12 protein-coding genes, 1 tRNA gene and 1 pseudogene are annotated in these 14879 nt (G+C 66.0%); 7 read left to right on the top strand and 7 right to left on the bottom strand.

Going from position 1 to position 14879, the window contains the following annotated elements:
• A pseudogene (locus VHB27_RS12660) lies at positions 1-179 on the bottom strand (A/G-specific adenine glycosylase); the annotation flags it as partial.
• On the opposite strand from VHB27_RS12660, the gene VHB27_RS12665 reads away from it, so the two are divergent.
• The 4 genes from VHB27_RS12665 to VHB27_RS12680 are packed head-to-tail and all read left to right on the top strand — an operon-like array spanning position 130 to position 5402.
• Positions 130-660, top strand: coding sequence for a DUF721 domain-containing protein (locus VHB27_RS12665; RefSeq protein ID WP_325600895.1), 531 nt, complete (start codon positions 130-132; stop codon positions 658-660). The pseudogene VHB27_RS12660 and the gene VHB27_RS12665 sit on opposite strands and share 50 nt — an antisense overlap.
• A 10-nt stretch (positions 661-670) precedes the next feature.
• Complete coding sequence (locus VHB27_RS12670; RefSeq protein WP_325600897.1) at positions 671-1273, top strand: DsbA family protein; 603 nt, start codon at positions 671-673, stop codon at positions 1271-1273.
• A gap of 48 nt (positions 1274-1321) precedes the next feature.
• Positions 1322-4792 carry a chromosome segregation SMC family protein gene (locus tag VHB27_RS12675; RefSeq protein ID WP_325600899.1) on the top strand — a complete coding sequence of 1157 codons (3471 nt, stop codon included), beginning with the start codon at positions 1322-1324 and terminating at the stop codon, positions 4790-4792.
• A 10-nt stretch (positions 4793-4802) separates the two neighbouring features.
• Positions 4803-5402, top strand: coding sequence for a leucine-rich repeat domain-containing protein (locus VHB27_RS12680; protein ID WP_325600901.1), 600 nt, complete (start codon positions 4803-4805; stop codon positions 5400-5402).
• A 178-nt stretch (positions 5403-5580) separates the two neighbouring features.
• Here the strand turns inward: VHB27_RS12680 and VHB27_RS12685 are convergent, their stop codons facing one another.
• Genes VHB27_RS12685 through VHB27_RS12710 form a run of 6 tightly spaced genes read right to left on the bottom strand, consistent with a single transcriptional unit; the run spans position 5581 to position 11909 of the window.
• The gene (locus tag VHB27_RS12685) at positions 5581-6888 is read right to left on the bottom strand and encodes an NAD(P)/FAD-dependent oxidoreductase (RefSeq protein WP_325600903.1); all 1308 of its coding nucleotides are present in this window, start codon (positions 6886-6888) and stop codon (positions 5581-5583) included.
• Between the two features lie 15 nt (positions 6889-6903).
• Positions 6904-8154, bottom strand: a complete 1251-nt coding sequence (locus tag VHB27_RS12690) for an NAD(P)/FAD-dependent oxidoreductase (protein ID WP_325600906.1) — start codon at positions 8152-8154, stop codon at positions 6904-6906.
• Positions 8151-8930: an ABC transporter permease gene (locus VHB27_RS12695; protein WP_325600908.1), complete on the bottom strand. Its 780-nt coding sequence runs from the start codon at positions 8928-8930 to the stop codon at positions 8151-8153. Before VHB27_RS12695 ends, VHB27_RS12690 begins: the two co-directional genes overlap by 4 nt.
• Positions 8927-9760: an ABC transporter permease gene (locus VHB27_RS12700; RefSeq protein ID WP_325600910.1), complete on the bottom strand. Its 834-nt coding sequence runs from the start codon at positions 9758-9760 to the stop codon at positions 8927-8929. The genes VHB27_RS12695 and VHB27_RS12700 overlap by 4 nt, the downstream gene beginning before the upstream one ends.
• Positions 9757-10842: an ABC transporter ATP-binding protein gene (locus VHB27_RS12705; protein WP_325600912.1), complete on the bottom strand. Its 1086-nt coding sequence runs from the start codon at positions 10840-10842 to the stop codon at positions 9757-9759. Before VHB27_RS12705 ends, VHB27_RS12700 begins: the two co-directional genes overlap by 4 nt.
• Entirely contained in the window at positions 10839-11909 is a 1071-nt protein-coding gene (locus tag VHB27_RS12710) for an ABC transporter substrate-binding protein (RefSeq protein WP_325600914.1), read from the bottom strand. Before VHB27_RS12710 ends, VHB27_RS12705 begins: the two co-directional genes overlap by 4 nt.
• Positions 11910-12022: 113 nt before the next feature.
• Between VHB27_RS12710 and VHB27_RS12715 the strand changes: the two genes are divergently transcribed.
• The 3 genes from VHB27_RS12715 to VHB27_RS12725 all read left to right on the top strand — a co-directional run bounded on the left by VHB27_RS12715 (position 12023) and on the right by VHB27_RS12725 (position 14832).
• A tRNA-Arg gene (locus VHB27_RS12715) sits at positions 12023-12096 on the top strand.
• Positions 12097-12215: 119 nt separating this feature from the next.
• Positions 12216-13751, top strand: coding sequence for a tyrosine-type recombinase/integrase (locus tag VHB27_RS12720; protein ID WP_325600916.1), 1536 nt, complete (start codon positions 12216-12218; stop codon positions 13749-13751).
• 148 nt (positions 13752-13899) lie between these two features.
• Entirely contained in the window at positions 13900-14832 is a 933-nt protein-coding gene (locus tag VHB27_RS12725) for an STM4504/CBY_0614 family protein (RefSeq protein ID WP_325600919.1), read from the top strand.
• Positions 14833-14879 lie beyond the last annotated feature (47 nt).

A 14879-nucleotide genomic window follows, 5' to 3' on the forward strand; every position in this document is an offset into this window, starting at 1 on the left:
GTCGTTTGCTGTAGCATGATCTCGCTGAGCCAGACCCTATATGGGTCGGGGACCTCTCCCGGTTCGGCGCGCCACGGCAGTCGGCGCCGGTGGCGGTCATACCAGGACAGCAGGAGTTCCGCGGGCGGTATGGAGCAGGACGACGACACGGCCACCCGTATAGCGGAGCGTGCGGGGATTCGGACCCCGCCGCGTCCGTTCTTCACGGCCGGACCGCGTGCCGTCGGCGCGGTGCTGCCGTCGGTGTCGCGCAAGGTCTACCGCAAGCAGACCCCGGCGGCGGCGCAGATCCTGCTGGACTGGGAGGTGATCGTCGGCCCCAGGGTCGCCGGCATGACGGTGCCCAGGCGCCTGGACCGGGGCACCTTGACCATCGCCTGTTCCGGCGCCACCGCCATGAACCTGCACTATGTGGGCCAGGAACTGATCGGCCGGATCAACACCCATCTGGGCAGCCCGACCGTCCAGGCGCTGAAGTTCACCCAGGCCGGGATGCCGCGCACCCGGCAAGGCGCGGCGTCCGTGCCGGAGGCGGCCGTCGAGGCCGAGGCGGCGGTCGCCGCCCTGCCCGATGGTCCGCTGCGGTCGGCGCTGGCGTCGCTGGGCCGGGTGGTGATCGGACGCGCGAAACATGCCAGAAGCTCATCCCGCAAGACTTGACGAGGTTTCCATGCGTTTTTCCCGCCGTTTCCTGCTGACCGCGGTGCCCGCGCTGGCGGCCATGCCAGCGGTCACCTCTGCTGCCTGGGCGCAGGACGAGACCCGCGCCGAACGCTTCATCGGCAAGCCTGACGCCAAGACGACGGTCAACGAGTATTTTTCGCTGACTTGCACGCATTGCGCCGCTTTCTCGATGGAAACGCTGCCGCAGATCAAGAAGAACCTGATCGACACGGGGCAGGTGAAGTGGGTGTTCCACGATTACCCGTTGGACCAGGTCGCGCTGCAGGCCGCGATGGTCGCGCGCTATCTGCCGGTCAACCGGTATGAGCCGTTCATCAACGCGCTGTTCGCGACCCAGGACACCTGGGCGTTCAACCGGGGCGCCGATCCGACCGACCAGTTGTGGAAGACCGCGGCCCTGGCCGGCATGAGCCGGACGACCTTCGACAAGGCGATCGCCGACACCAGCCTGCGCGACTGGATCGTGAAGCAGCAGCAGGCCGACACCGACAAATGGAAGATCGACTCGACTCCGAGCTTTGTGATCAATGGACAAAAATATGCCGGGGAAATGAGTTACGACGCGTTCCGTAAGTTGCTTCCCAGCTAAATCCGCTCGGACCTCACCCGTCCGGGCGCCGTCCGGAGGGGTGAGGATTTGCCGGTCAGCTTTCGCCGTCTGCGCATCGCGGGGTTCAAGAGTTTCGCCGAACCGACCAATGTGGACATCCTGCCCGGACTGACCGGGATCATCGGCCCCAACGGCTGCGGCAAGTCCAATATCGTCGAGGCCCTGCGCTGGGCCATGGGCGAAAGCAACGCGCGGCAGATGCGCGGCGATGAGATGGAGGACGTGATCTTCGCCGGCACCGCCGGCCGCGCGTCCCGCAACATCGCCGAGGTGACGCTGTTCCTGAGCGAGACGGAAGGCCGCGTCCCGCCGCCGTTCCATGAGCACCCGGAACTGGAAGTCATCCGCAAGATCGAGCGAGGGAACGGGTCGGCCTATCGCATCAACGGGCAGGAGGTCCGCGCCCGCGACGTGCAGACCCTGTTCGCCGATATCGGGTCGGGCGCGCGGGCGTCCGCCATGGTCAGCCAGGGACGTGTCGGCACGCTGGTCAATGCGCGGCCCGAGGATCGCCGCTCTGTCCTGGAGGAAGCGGCCAATATCACGGGGTTGCATGCCCGCCGGCACGAGGCGGAGCTGAAGCTGAAGGCGGCGGAAGCGAACCTGCAGCGGGCGGAGGACCTGAAGGGCCAGCATCAGACCCAGCTCAATGGCCTGCAGAAACAGGCGAAACAGGCCGGCCGGTATCGGACCATTTCCCAAACCATCCGTTCCGCCGAGGCGGAGCTTCTGTCGGTCCAGCGCGCCAGGGCCGAACGCGCCCGCGATGAAGCCGCCGCCGCGCTGGACGCCGCGCGGCAGGCGGTCGTCGACGCGGCCGAGGCGGCTGCCGCCGCTGCCGCGCACGCCGCCGAGGCCGCCGCCGTCCTGCCGCCCCTGCGTGAGGCGGAATCCGACGCTCGGACCACCCTGGAACGCCACCGTGTGGCCCAGGAACAGATCGCGGCCGAGGAGGATCGGGCCAAGGTCGCCTTGGCCGGCGCGCGACGCCGAGCGGCGCAGATCGCCCAGGACCTGGCGCATGCGGAGCAGCTTCAGAGGGACGCCGCCGCCGCGGAAGACCGGCTGTCCGCCGAGGAAGCGGACCTGCGGCAGGTGGACGCGGCCCATCCGGACCAGGCGCAAGCCGCCGACTCGGATGCCGAAGCGGCGGCCGAATCGGTGCGGGTCGCCGAGTCGGAGGCGAATCGGGCGACCGAAGCGGCGGCCGAGGCGCAGGCGCGCGCCCAGGCCGCCACGCAGATCCTGACCCAGGCGCAGCAGCGGGCGGCGCGGCTGAACAGCCAGTTCGACAACGCCGTCCAGGAACGGACGCGCATCGCGGGCCAGCAGGTCGATCCCGATGCCGTCACCAGGGCGGCGGAGGAGACCGCTGCGGCGGAGGCAGCGCTGACCGAGGCCCGCGCCGCGGTCGAGCAGGCGGAAAAGGCCCGCGCGGAGGCCGCGACGGCCTTGGCGGCGGCGCGCGATACCCAGTCGGCCGCCGATTCCGCCCGTGCCAAGCTGGCGGCGGAGACGCAGGCGCTGTCGGAGGTGCTGGCGGTCAAGGACGGGGAGAAATGGCCCCCTGTGATCGATTCGCTGACGGTGGCCGATGGGTTGGAAGCGGCGCTGGGGGCGATCCTGGGCGAGGAACTGACCTCCGCCCTGAATCCCGACGCGGCCCGGCACTGGCGGCCGCTGCCGGCGTTCGATCCGGTGCCGCCGCTGCCGGACGGGGCGGCGCCGTTGGCGGATTTCGTCCGGGGGCCGGAGGTGCTGGCGCGGGCGCTGTCGCAGATTGGTCTGGTCGAATCCGACGATTCAGGCTTTCAGAAGCAGTCCGATCTGCGGCCGGGGCAGTCATTGGTCTCCCGCTCCGGTGCGATCTGGCGGTGGGACGGTTATACCATTCGCGCAGGCACGCCGACCCAGGCCGCAGTCCGGCTGCAACAGCGCAACCGCTTGAACGGCCTGAAGGTCAGGCTGGCCGGCGCGGAGCAGGCGGCGGCGGAGGCGCGGCAACGCCGGACCGAAGCGGATGCGACGGCGCAGGCGACCGTGGCGGCGGAACAGGCGGCGCGTGCCGGCCGGCGTGAGTGGGAGCAGAAGCAGGAACGCGCCCGTGTCGCCCTGAACGCCCTGCGCAACCAGGCCGCGACCGCCTCCGCTCGGTTGGCTGCCGCCGACGATCAACTGGCGCGGGTCACAGCCGAACGCGACGAAGCCGCGGCCGCGGCGGAGCAGGCGCGGGCGGCGTCGGCCGCGCTGCCCGATATCAGCCAGTTGCGTGCGGCCGTGGAGCAGGCCCGTGCGGCGTTGTCCGCCGCCCGGTCCCGCGACACGCAGGCCCGCGCCGCGCGGGAGTCGCTGGTCCGGGATCACGCGACGCGGACCAACCGGCTGAAGGCGATCGGCGCCGAGCGGACCGGGTGGGCCGAGCGGGCGCGGGATTCGGCGGGGCGGGTGACCGACCTGCGGGCGCGGCAGGCGGAGGCGGCCGAGCTATTGGTTACGTTGGAAAGCGAACCGGCAGCGGTCGCGGGACGGCGACAAGAAGCCCTGGATGAGTTGCAGACGGCGGAGGCCACGTACCGCCGTTCGGCGGAGCGGCTGAAGGCCGCACAGGCGACGCAGGAAGAGGCCGACAAGGCCACGCGCGCGGCGGAGATGGCGCTGGGCCGGCGGCGGGAAGACGCCGTCCGTGCCGAGGGATTGCACGAACAGGCCAACCACGCCTGGGGCGTCGTCGCGGAACGGATCCTGGAACGTGTGGGCGTGAACCCGACGCTGCCGGAGCCGCCGCCGGTGGTCGACCAGGACGTCGAGGATCGGCTGCGTCGCAAATTGGAACGGCTGTGGAAGGAACGCGAGGACATGGGGCCGGTCAACCTGCGTGCCGAGCAGGAAGTGACCGAACTGGAAGGGACGATCAAAACGATTGAAACGGAATGCGCGGAGATCACGACGGCGATCGCCAAGCTTCGCGGTTCCATCGGGCACTTGAACCGCGAGGGGCGCGAGCGGCTCAACACCGTGTTCCAGGAGGTGGACCGGAACTTCCAGCATCTGTTCAAGCGCATGTTCGACGGCGGGCGCGCGCATCTGGCGATGGTCGGGTCGGACGATCCGCTGGAAGCCGGGTTGGAAATCTATGCGCAGCCGCCGGGCAAGAAGCTCTCCACGCTGTCGCTGCTGTCGGGCGGCGAGCAGGCGCTGACAGCACTGTCGCTGATCTTCGCGGTGTTCCTGTGCAACCCTGCGCCGGTCTGCGTGCTGGATGAGGTCGACGCGCCGCTGGACGATGCGAACGTGGATCGTTTCTGCGCGCTGCTGGACGACATGGTGCGGGAGGCCGGGACCCGGTTCCTGGTGGTGACCCACCACCAGTTGACGATGAGCCGGATGGACCGCCTGTATGGCGTGACGATGCAGGAGCGCGGCGTCTCCAGCCTGTTGTCGGTCGACCTGCGCCGTGCGACGGAGATGGTGGAAGGACCGAGGGTCGCCGCGGAATGAGGTAGGAACGTTGCGTCTGGAACGTGTGCCGCTGGCCGACCTGCCGGATTTGTCCTTGCTGCGCGACGTCGAGGAACTGTTCCTGACGCGGACGCCGCTGACCGACCTGGCGCCGCTGGCCGGACTGCATCGGTTGCGCGTTCTGGGACTGCGGCTGACGCGCGTCGTCGACCTGTCGCCGTTGGCGGGGCTGACGGCGCTGGAAAGCCTGAACGTCGCGTTCACGCCGGTTGCCGACGTGTCGCCCCTGGCGGGACTGACGGGGTTGCGGTCGTTGTACTTGACCGGGACGCTGGTGGCGGACATCGCGCCGCTGGCGGCGTTGACGGCACTGGAACGGTTGGACCTGGGCGGGACACGGGTGGCCGATCTTGCCGTGCTGCGCGGGATGAAACGGATGATCAGCCTTCAGGTCACCGACACCCCGGTTACGGACCTGACGCCGCTGGCCGGTTTGCAAGAGCTTCGCGTGCTGGAAGCGGGGAATACGCGGGTGACGGACATCGCACCGGTGCGGGCGTTACCTTCGTTACGATTTGTCGACATGCGTGGTGTCGGTGGTCCGTTTCCCACGCATTGGGTGATGCGCGGCGCCCGCCGACGGCGCTGATCGTTCTATATTGCGTACGATATCCGCCGCGGCGCATGGTCCGTCTACCCTGTCCTGGCCCGGCTTGACCGGGTCATCTTTATCCGCCGCGGCACGAGATGGCCCGGTCAAGCCAGGCCAGGACAGGACAGGGGGGCTGCGGTCACGATGCGGGACGGGGGACGCGGGCGGTCTGCTCTCAGACCCGCGCCATGGCGCGGTCCAGATCGTCACGGAACCGGTACCATGCCCCGATGGCCGGCAGAAACCAAGGGTTGCCGTTGTACAGCGGGTGAGTCGGGAAATCGTCCGTGTCGAACGCGCTGACGCGGTTTGTTACGCCGGCGATTTTCCGAGCGGTCTGCCATCCCAGGTAGGTCATCATGGCGACGCCGCTGCCGTTGCAGCCCAGCAGGTAGTGCATCCCATCCTGCTTTCCCATATGGGGCAGCGCGTCCAAGGTGAAGGCGACATTGCCCGTCCAGGCATGGGTGACGCGCACGCCCTTCAGTTGCGGGAAGCGATCGGTCATGAAACGATGCAGGATCGGCGCGCTCTGCTGCGGCGTGACGGGCGTGAAGCGCGCGCGCCCGCCGAAGATGACGCGCTTGCCGTCCGGCGACATCCGGTAATAGGTCAGCACGCGCCTGGTATCGGCCAGCGTGCGGTTCTTCGGGATCAATGAGGCGGCAAGGTCCGGCGGCAGCTCCTCGGTGGCGATGATATGGCTGGCGAGCGGGACGACGCGCCGCTTCAGTTCGGGCGTGACGTCGCCGGTATAGCCGTTGGTTGCGATGACAACCTGATCGGCTTGAACGGTCCCGCGCGTGGTGGCCAGTTCCCAGCCGCTGCCGGCCTGGCGGATCGTTTTGACCCCGGCCTTGGCGCAGACCGGGATGCCGCGGCGCAGGCAGGCGTCCAGCAGGCCTTTGTAATACAGCGCGGGATGCAGCGACGCCGACCGTTCGACGACCATGCCGCCATAGTAGTAGTCGCTGGCCATCTCCTCCCGCAGACGCTCGCGCGGCACCATATAGGCGCCCGAGGCGGCGGCATCGTTCAGCAGGGCGATCTTGCGGGACTGCGCCTCGAAATGCTTCGGCGTCCAGGCGCCGACGAAGCGGCCGTTCTTCTTCCAGTAACAGTCGATACCTTCTTCCTGGATCAGCCGTTCGATCAGCGCGAACGCGTCTGACCCGTCGGTCAGGACGCCCCGCGCTCGGTCTGAGGCCGGATCAAGCGTCTTGCCGGAGAAGCTCTTGCCGATATTGACGCCGCCGCTGACCCCGCCGCCGCTGCGGGTAGAGGCGCCGTAGCCGGGCTCCGCCGCTTCCAGGACAACGCAGTCCATGCCGTTCTTGTTGAGCTCGAGCGCGGTCGAAAGACCGCCGTAGCCACCGCCGACGATGGCGACGCGCACATGGCCGGGCAGGTCGGTCAGGTCGACGGCGGTCGGGGTGTAGCGCTCCCACCAATACGGCTTGGGCTGGAAATCCGGATGGAACATCGCGTGGCCTCCTGCCTAGGCGAACCGGGTCGCGGCATAGGGTTTGGGGTCGATCGGCGAAGTCTGTCCAAGGATCAGCTTGGCAACGATACGACCCGACGGCGGCCCGCCGGTCATGCCGAAATGGCCATGGCCGAAGGCAAGGTGCAACCCCGGATGTCGGGCGACAGGCCCCAAAATCGGCAGGCTGTCCGGCGTCGACGGACGGAAGCCCATCCAGGTGCGGACCTTCGCCCCGCTCAACCCCGGGAACATCCGCCGCGCATGCTCCACCAACGCCGCCGCCCGGCCTTCATTGGGGGGCGCGTCGAGGCCGGCGATCTCGACCGTTCCGGCGACGCGAAGACCATCCTCCATGGGTGTGACGCCGAAGGCGCGGGTCTTGTTGCTGATCGGAAGGGTCGGCTTGACCTCCGGATCGAACAGCATGGCGTGGTAGCCTCGTTCCGTTTCCAACGCCACTTTGACGCCCAGCGGGTCGAGCAACTGGCGCGACCACGCACCACCGGCCACGACGACATGGGGGGCGAAGCGGTTGGCGATGTTGGTCATGACCATCCAGCCGCCGGACGGCTGCGGGATCAGCTTCAGTGCGCGTTCATGGATCAACTGCCCGCCTTCGTTCAAGAACAGTTCGCCCAGGCTGCGGACAGAGCGGGCGGGGCTGACGGTGAAGCCGTTGCCGGGAACCAGCAGGCCGCGCGTCACCTCGCGGGAGATGCCGGGGAACATCTGGCGCAGGTCGTCCGCGGTCAGCTTTTCCGTTTTGATGCCGTGCCGGTCGCGCACCTGCTGCTCGACGGCGGCATTGGCGGTGTCGGCGCTTCCTTCCCACACCTGCACCTGCCCGGTGGGACGGATCAGGTCGCGATACAGGTCCGGACCGAGAAGCTCCTGCCAGCATTGCAGCGAGTCCTTGTGCAAGGCGCGCATGGCGTCGGAAATCGCCATGACGCGATCGAGACGACCGGCCTTGATCCATTCCATCAGCCAGGGAAACGCCTTGGGGAAATAGGCGGGCCGGACGGACAGGGGACCGAGCGGATCGGTCAGCCAGCCGGGGACTTTGGGCAGCATGCCGGGAAGGGCGATCGGCACGGCGGTGTCGGGGCTGAGCAGGCCGGCATTGCCGAAGGACGCGCCGCCCGCCGGCGGCAGCGGATCGACGACGACGGTGGCGATGCCGCCCCGCTGTAGATACAAAGCCGTGGACAGACCGGCGACGCCCGCGCCGATGACGATGGCCTGATGGTTTGCGAGCGTCATTGTATCCTTCCTTTCCCGCGGCGGCCGCGGACGGCGGCGTCCAGCAGCAGGATAAACGCAGTGACGCCGATCAAAAAGGCGCTGACGGCGGCGATGGTCGGTTCGATCTCGAGATGCAGGCTGTTCCAGATGCGGACCGGCAGGGTTTGCGCACGGACTCCGGAGAGGAACAGCGAGATGATGAGCTCGTCGAACGACGCCAGGAAGGCGAACAGCGCCGCGGACACCAACCCCGGCGCCGCCAGCGGCACCACCACCTTCACGAACATCCGCGCTCGGCTTGCCCCCAAGCTGAGCGCAGCCCGTTCCAGGTTCGCATCGACGCCGTGCAGCGTGGACAACAGGATCAGCAGCACCACGGGCAGGGCGATGATCGCGTGGCAGACCCCGATCCAGACCAGGTTGCCCACCAGGCCCAGCCGCGCGGACAGGAAGTACATTGCGATCGACGTGATGACGGTCGGAACGATGATCGGCAGCAGCAGGGCCGAAAGCATCAGCTTCTTGCCGGGGAAATCGCCTCGGACGAACGCATAGGCGGCGAAAAAGCCGACGGTGGTGGCCAGGGCGCAGGCCACGGTGGCGATAATGGTGCTGACCCACAGCGAGGCGCGCCATTGCGGATCGCCCAGGAAGCGCACGAACCATTGCAGCGACAGCGAGCGCGGCGGAAATTGCAGATAGCTGCCGCCGCTGAACGCCAGGATGACGACGATGACGATCGGCGCCATCAGTACCAGGCACAGCAGCACGACATAGGCGGGCAGCGCCTTCATGCGCCCATCAACCTGCGGATGTCGGTCAGCCGGTAATAGATCGCATAGAGAACGAGCGTGACGGCCAGCAGCAGCAGCGACATCACGGCGGCCGAGGACCAGTCGAGGGTGATCTCGACCGATCGCTCGATCAGCATGGCGATCATGACGTCGGACGGCCCCCCCATCAGGGCCGGCGTGATGAAGAACCCGATGGACAGGATGAAGACGATCAGGGCGCCCGAGATCACGCCGTGCAGGCTGAGCGGCAGGTAGATCCGGAAGAAGGTCATCGGGCCGGACGCCCCCATGCCGCGCGCGGCGCGCAGCAGGTTGGTATCGATCGATTTCATCGCGGCGTAGAGGGTCAGGACCATATAGGGCAGCAGCACATAGGTCATGCCGATCACGATCGCGAACTGGTTGTACAGCAGCTTGAGCGGGGTCTGGATGATCCCCATCCAGACCAGGGCATCGTTGATCAGGCCATCGGTCCCCAGCAGCACCATCCAGGAATAGGTGCGGACGATGATGCTGGTGAAATAGGGCACGACGATGCAGAAGATCACCAGCGTGAAGCGCACCCCCGACCGGTTCGCCAGGTAATAGGCGACCGGGTACCCCAGGACCAGCACCGTGGCCGTGACGAGCAGGGAGATCCAGTTCGTGGTGACGATGGCCTGCAGCACCGCGCGGGATGTTACGACGGAGACGATCTGCGGCCAGAGCGGACCGGCATCGGGGTCCCGCAGCAACGTCTGGACGAAGAACCACCCCAGCGGGGCGGCGAAGACCAGGACCAGCATCAGCAGCGCCGGCAGCAGAAGCAGGGTGGTCTGGGGTCGTGTCATTGCGTCAGGTACACGCCGTCGCCGACCGGCCAGGCCACGGTCGTCGTGGCGCCCGGCGCCGGCGGCTCGACGCCGGTGTTGGCGAGATCGACGGTCAGGTTCGTATCCGCCGCAACCTCCACCGACAGGCGGATGATGTTGCCCAGGAACGACCGGCGGCGCACGGTCCCGGCCAGGACGTTGCCGGTCGTGGCGGTCAGGCTGAGCTTCTCGGGCCGGATGAACAGCGACGCGGGCTGGCCTGGGCGCGCGTCGCCGGTCGGGGCGCGCAGGCGCAGACCGGCCGGCGTGACCAGAAGCGCTTCATCCGACTGGGTGGTTTCGATCGTGCCCGGTATCAGGTTGGCTTCCCCCAGGAAGCGGGCGACGAAGGCGTTGGCGGGGGTTTCGTAGATCGTGCCGGGTTCGCCGGCCTGCTCGATACGGCCGTGGTTCATGATGGCGATACGGTCGGATAGGTTCATCGCCTCTTCCTGGTCGTGCGTGACATAGACCACGGTCATGCCCAGGCGCTGCTGGATGTCCTTCAGTTCCATCTGCATGTCGTAGCGCAGGTTCTTGTCCAGCGCGCCCAATGGTTCGTCCATCAAAACGACCGGCGGATGGTAGACGATCGCCCGAGCGATGGCGACGCGTTGTTGCTGGCCGCCGGAAAGCTGGCGGGCGTAGCGGGTGGCGTAACGATCGAGCTGTACCAGGCCCAGTGCGTCCTTCACCCGCGCGCGGATTTCCGTTTCCGCCACGCGGCGGGCGCGCAGGGGGAAGGCGACGTTTTCGAAGACGTTCAGATGCGGGAAGATCGCGTAGTTCTGGAACACCATGCCGAGGCCCCGGCGCTCCGCCGGGACGCGGGTCAGGTCCGCGCCATCCATCCGGATCGCACCGCTATCGGGTGAAACGAAACCGGCGATCATCATCAATGTGGTGGTCTTGCCCGATCCGGACGGGCCCAGCAGCGAGAAGAACTCGCCGGGCCGGATGGAGGCGGAGACGTGGTTGACGACGGGTTCGGCGCCGTAGTTTTTCACCAGGTCCTGAAGTTCGAGTGCTCCCTTGCCCGTGGGCAGGGGCGGCTGCGTCATTGCAGGACCCACTTGTTCCACGCCGCCGATACTTTGGCGCGGTTCGCCGCCCACCATTCGATGTCGTTGCGGAACCCCTTCGATACCGTCCACGGCGTCTTGGTCTCGGGGTCGATCAGCGCGGGGGATGTCGACGGATAGGCTTTCCTGTTGACCGGGATCGCCTTGTAGGCGCTGAGCCAGCGGGACTGGACCTCGGGCGAGAGGGAATAGTCGATGTACTTGACGCCTTCCGCGTGCTTGGGCGTGCCCTTGCTGATGCCGTAGGCCTGGGCGAGGATCTGGTTCTGGTTCCAGTTGACAGCAATCGGGGCGCCGCCATCCGCCGCGACCTGCGCCCTGGTGTTCCACAGGACGGCAAGCACGGCTTCCTTGTCCGCCAGCATCTGCGACGACAGCGCGCCGGTGTCCCAGAACTTGGGCACGGCGGACTTGATCCGCGACAGGGACTTGAACGCCCGGTCGATGTCGATCGGGTAGATCTGGTTCATCGGCACCCCGTCGGCGAGCAGCGCAATCTCCAGGTTCGGGGCGCCGGAGGCCATGTCGGCGAGCGTGCGCGCGCCGGGGAAGCCTTTGATATCCCAGAATTCCGTCCAGGTCTTGGGCTGTTTGCCGGTGGGGAAGACGCCGGTGTTGTAGCCCATGACAAAGGCGTAGACGAAACTACCGACCTGGTGGTCCCGTTTCACGTCCGACTCGATATCCGCGGGGTCGGTGTATTTGAAATCCTTGTAGGGGATGGGTTCCAGGGCGCCCACCTGTTCCAGGTTCAGCAGCACGTCGTCGCCGGTGTCGATCACGTCGATCTCGACCTGGCCGGCCTTGAACATCGCGAGCAGCTTGGCGGCGGTGGAGGCGACGGGAACGATCTCGATACCGGTGGCTTTCCGGAACGGATCGTAAACGAGACGCTTCTTGACTTCATCGAAGGCGCCGCCGGGTGTGCGGACGACCAGTTGCGTCGCCGCCGCGGCGTTGCGCGTCCAGATCGTCGGCGCCGCGAGGGCGAGGCCGGCGGACGCGCGCAGGATGCGGCGCCGTGTCGGGCTTGCGAGAGAGGTCATGTCCCCGATTCCCCTGTTTGCCGGCGCAGTGTGGCGTATCCCGTTGCGGTGTGACAGGGGGAATCTGTCGGGTCTCGCGGTCGGGCTTGGGGGGTGCTATAAGGTGGGCCGCTGTCCCCGTAGCTCAGCAGGATAGAGCACCAGATTCCTAATCTGGGGGCCGTGAGTTCGAATCTCGCCGGGGACGCCGGTTTCCAGAAATCCAGTTAAATCAATCCATTAGGCGCCATCCTGGGATTGGGGACGTAGCGTGGCGTTACACTTTCAGCGTTACATCCTGTAGCCAAACTCTGCTACGCTTGCGGAATGCAGAACCTCATCCGTAGGGGCAAAACGTGGTATGCCAGACTGTTCGTCCCCAGGGACCGCTGGGCAGACGTAGGTAAGGCCATGGCCGCCCAGACTGGGATCAAGCGGGAGGTGGTCCGCACTCTCCAGACCCCCGACATACGGGAGGCCAAGCGCCGGCTTCAGGGCGCCTTAGCGGCCATGTCAGGCGACGTTGATACAGCCCTTAAAGCGGCCCGTTTGCCTCCCTTAACGGACTGGACGGCGGACTGGCGGGGCAGGGCGGTGGCGCTTCGGGCCGCGGTGCGGCAGGCGGATGATAGCCCGGTTCATAACGTGACTACCTTAGCAGACGGGAGCGTTGTCGGGGACAGTGATCGGGACGCTTGGCTTGAGGAGGCGCGGGAGGAAGCCGCCGAGCTTGCAAAGGCTAAGGGCCCCGAGGCGGCCTTGGAGTTCCGGTCAATCGTGGCATCCGGCGCGAGGCGAACTATTCAAAGCTCAGCGGACCATTGGTTGGCCGAAGTAAGCCGGGCAAGACGGCAAAAGACAGTGGCAGGGCATCGGAAGGTCTTTGCCGATTTGGACGCCTATCTCAGAGAACACGAGACCAAGTCATTACTGACGATGACGTTTGCGGACTTCACCCGACCCATGGCCGGTGAGTTCATTGCATGGCGTCGCAAGAAGGTCTCCGCGGCAGCGGTGAAGCGAGAGTTCTCGGCGCCGATGGGGTTGTGGCGATGGGCTATGCGTCGCGGTTATGCCGATAGCAACCCGTGGACAGATCAGACGGCCGGCATGGACGTCTCTGAGCGGGGCGATAGAGAGGACGATAAGCGGGCCTTCACCACCCCCGAATTGGTCGCCTTGATCCGCGCTACGGGGGAGCAATGGGCACCGAACGGGGGAGGATATGCGGCAACCCTTTGGGATGCTGTTAGGCTGGCCCTAATGACCGGACTAAGGGCGGCTGAGTTGGCCGACCTACGGATTTCCGATGTAGTCGATGACGGCACGGCCATTCAGGTCCGCGGCGGGAAAACACGGAACGCACGTCGCAGGGTGCCACTCCCGAGGCCGGCTCAGACGGTCATTTCCGAGCGGTTGGCCAACCTGCCGGACACGTCCCCCGAAGCTCCGCTTTGGCCCGAACTGCCGACGCTGAAGCTCACGAATAGTCGCGGAGGCAAGCTGTCCGATCGTTTCCGGCTCGCTCGGGATACCCTACTCCCCGACGCTATTGGCGTGGACTTCCATTCGCTCCGAAGATCGTATGTCACGGCCCTAGAGACAGCTATGAACGCGGGCGGAAGGATCAATCCCGCTATCATCGCCTCGCTCATGGGCCATGCTAGGTCCACCATGGCCTTGGAGGTCTATTCGTCTGGGGCTACGCCGGAGGCATTGGCGAACGCGGTTGCGGACCTGGAGGAGAAGGGCTTCCCCGCGGAGGTGGAGAAGGCCCTGGAAGAGACGGCAGGGGACAGACCACCGATGACGCGGTTCGCTCCGGTGAAGAACAGACGCAAGCTAGAGACCGCGGACGCCTGAGAGCCAAAGGCGGGAAGGGCGATCGTTCACAGCGGGCCAAGAGCTTGGACAAGGCCGTCTCCGGTTGTGTCACTGCGGTGCTTGTCTCTGTCCGTTCTAAAATCGTAAAAGGCTTGCGGGCGTGATGCCCCTTCTTGCGGAGCCCCGAATGTCGGTAATTGACACCTATGCGAGCAGGAAACGTCGTGCTGAGAATGCCGGCAAGCCCGATGTTTACGAATATGATTATCTGCCGCCGTTCCTCCGGAAACAGCTAGGCATGATCTTCAAGGCATGTTTAGGCGACAGGTATGAGGCCCTAGAAACTTGGACGACTATTGCAAGTGTTCTGGATCGCGAAGTCGAGTCCTTTCATTCCTTCCGCAGGCGCGCCGATGCAATCGAGAGATGCGTAGGCTATCTCGAAGGTTCCTCCGATTTGGATGGCCTGCTCAGTGCGATCGAAGTTTGCTGCACGGTCTTATCCTGGCGTGACCAAAACCCCTTACCCGACTATGTAGAGAATAGTCAGGGTATTACGCAAGATGCGAAGGACGGGCTACTCGAAGTCAACGAACGCTTCCGCAATGCTTGCGTTGGCTACCAGTTGGAGAAGGGGGAAATTATCCGTGTTGACAGCCAATTTCTCCATGCGGCTGTGGTTAAGCCCGCCCTTGAACTTTTAGCCGATCCCGAGTTCCAAAAAGCCGACGAGGAGTTCCGAACAGCCCACGAGCACTACCGTAGCGGCAAACTGCGGGACTGCAACACCGCTGCACTACGATGTATGGAGACCGTTCTGAAGGCAATCTGTGACACGCAGGGCTGGACCTACGATCCCGGCTCAACAATCGAGAAACTGATTGCGGTGGTCCGTAAGCATGGGCTGTTTCCGGACTATCTTGGCGGCTACTTTGATAACTTGATTGGCTCCATGAAGGCGGGACTGCCGAAAATCCGCGACAAGGATGGCGGCCACGGCGCTGGGCCGAATGATCCCGCTGTCCCAGAGCACATTGCCGGCTTTGCGCTGCACCTCGCAGCTTCTAATATCGTGATGTTTGTGCAAGCGCATCGCGCCCTGCGGGGGCGAGCGGCCTAGCCAGAAACACCCAAACGCCGGAGGTGTCATATCAAACCCCCATAGAG

This window comes from Rhodopila sp., assembly GCF_035548235.1.
Taxonomy (GTDB): Bacteria; Pseudomonadota; Alphaproteobacteria; order Acetobacterales; family Acetobacteraceae; genus Rhodopila.

Bases quoted from the DNA above. Each gene is read 5' to 3' on its own strand.
- VHB27_RS12665 (WP_325600895.1), top strand. From the start codon at position 130: ATGGAGCAGGACGACGACACGGCCACCCGTATAGCGGAGCGTGCGGGG.
- VHB27_RS12670 (WP_325600897.1), top strand. From the start codon at position 671: ATGCGTTTTTCCCGCCGTTTCCTGCTGACCGCGGTGCCCGCGCTGGCG.
- VHB27_RS12685 (WP_325600903.1), bottom strand. From the start codon at position 6,888: ATGTTCCATCCGGATTTCCAGCCCAAGCCGTATTGGTGGGAGCGCTAC.
- VHB27_RS12690 (WP_325600906.1), bottom strand. From the start codon at position 8,154: ATGACGCTCGCAAACCATCAGGCCATCGTCATCGGCGCGGGCGTCGCC.
- VHB27_RS12695 (WP_325600908.1), bottom strand. From the start codon at position 8,930: ATGAAGGCGCTGCCCGCCTATGTCGTGCTGCTGTGCCTGGTACTGATG.
- VHB27_RS12700 (WP_325600910.1), bottom strand. From the start codon at position 9,760: ATGACACGACCCCAGACCACCCTGCTTCTGCTGCCGGCGCTGCTGATG.
- VHB27_RS12705 (WP_325600912.1), bottom strand. From the start codon at position 10,842: ATGACGCAGCCGCCCCTGCCCACGGGCAAGGGAGCACTCGAACTTCAG.
- VHB27_RS12710 (WP_325600914.1), bottom strand. From the start codon at position 11,909: ATGACCTCTCTCGCAAGCCCGACACGGCGCCGCATCCTGCGCGCGTCC.
- VHB27_RS12720 (WP_325600916.1), top strand. From the start codon at position 12,216: ATGCAGAACCTCATCCGTAGGGGCAAAACGTGGTATGCCAGACTGTTC.
- VHB27_RS12725 (WP_325600919.1), top strand. From the start codon at position 13,900: ATGTCGGTAATTGACACCTATGCGAGCAGGAAACGTCGTGCTGAGAAT.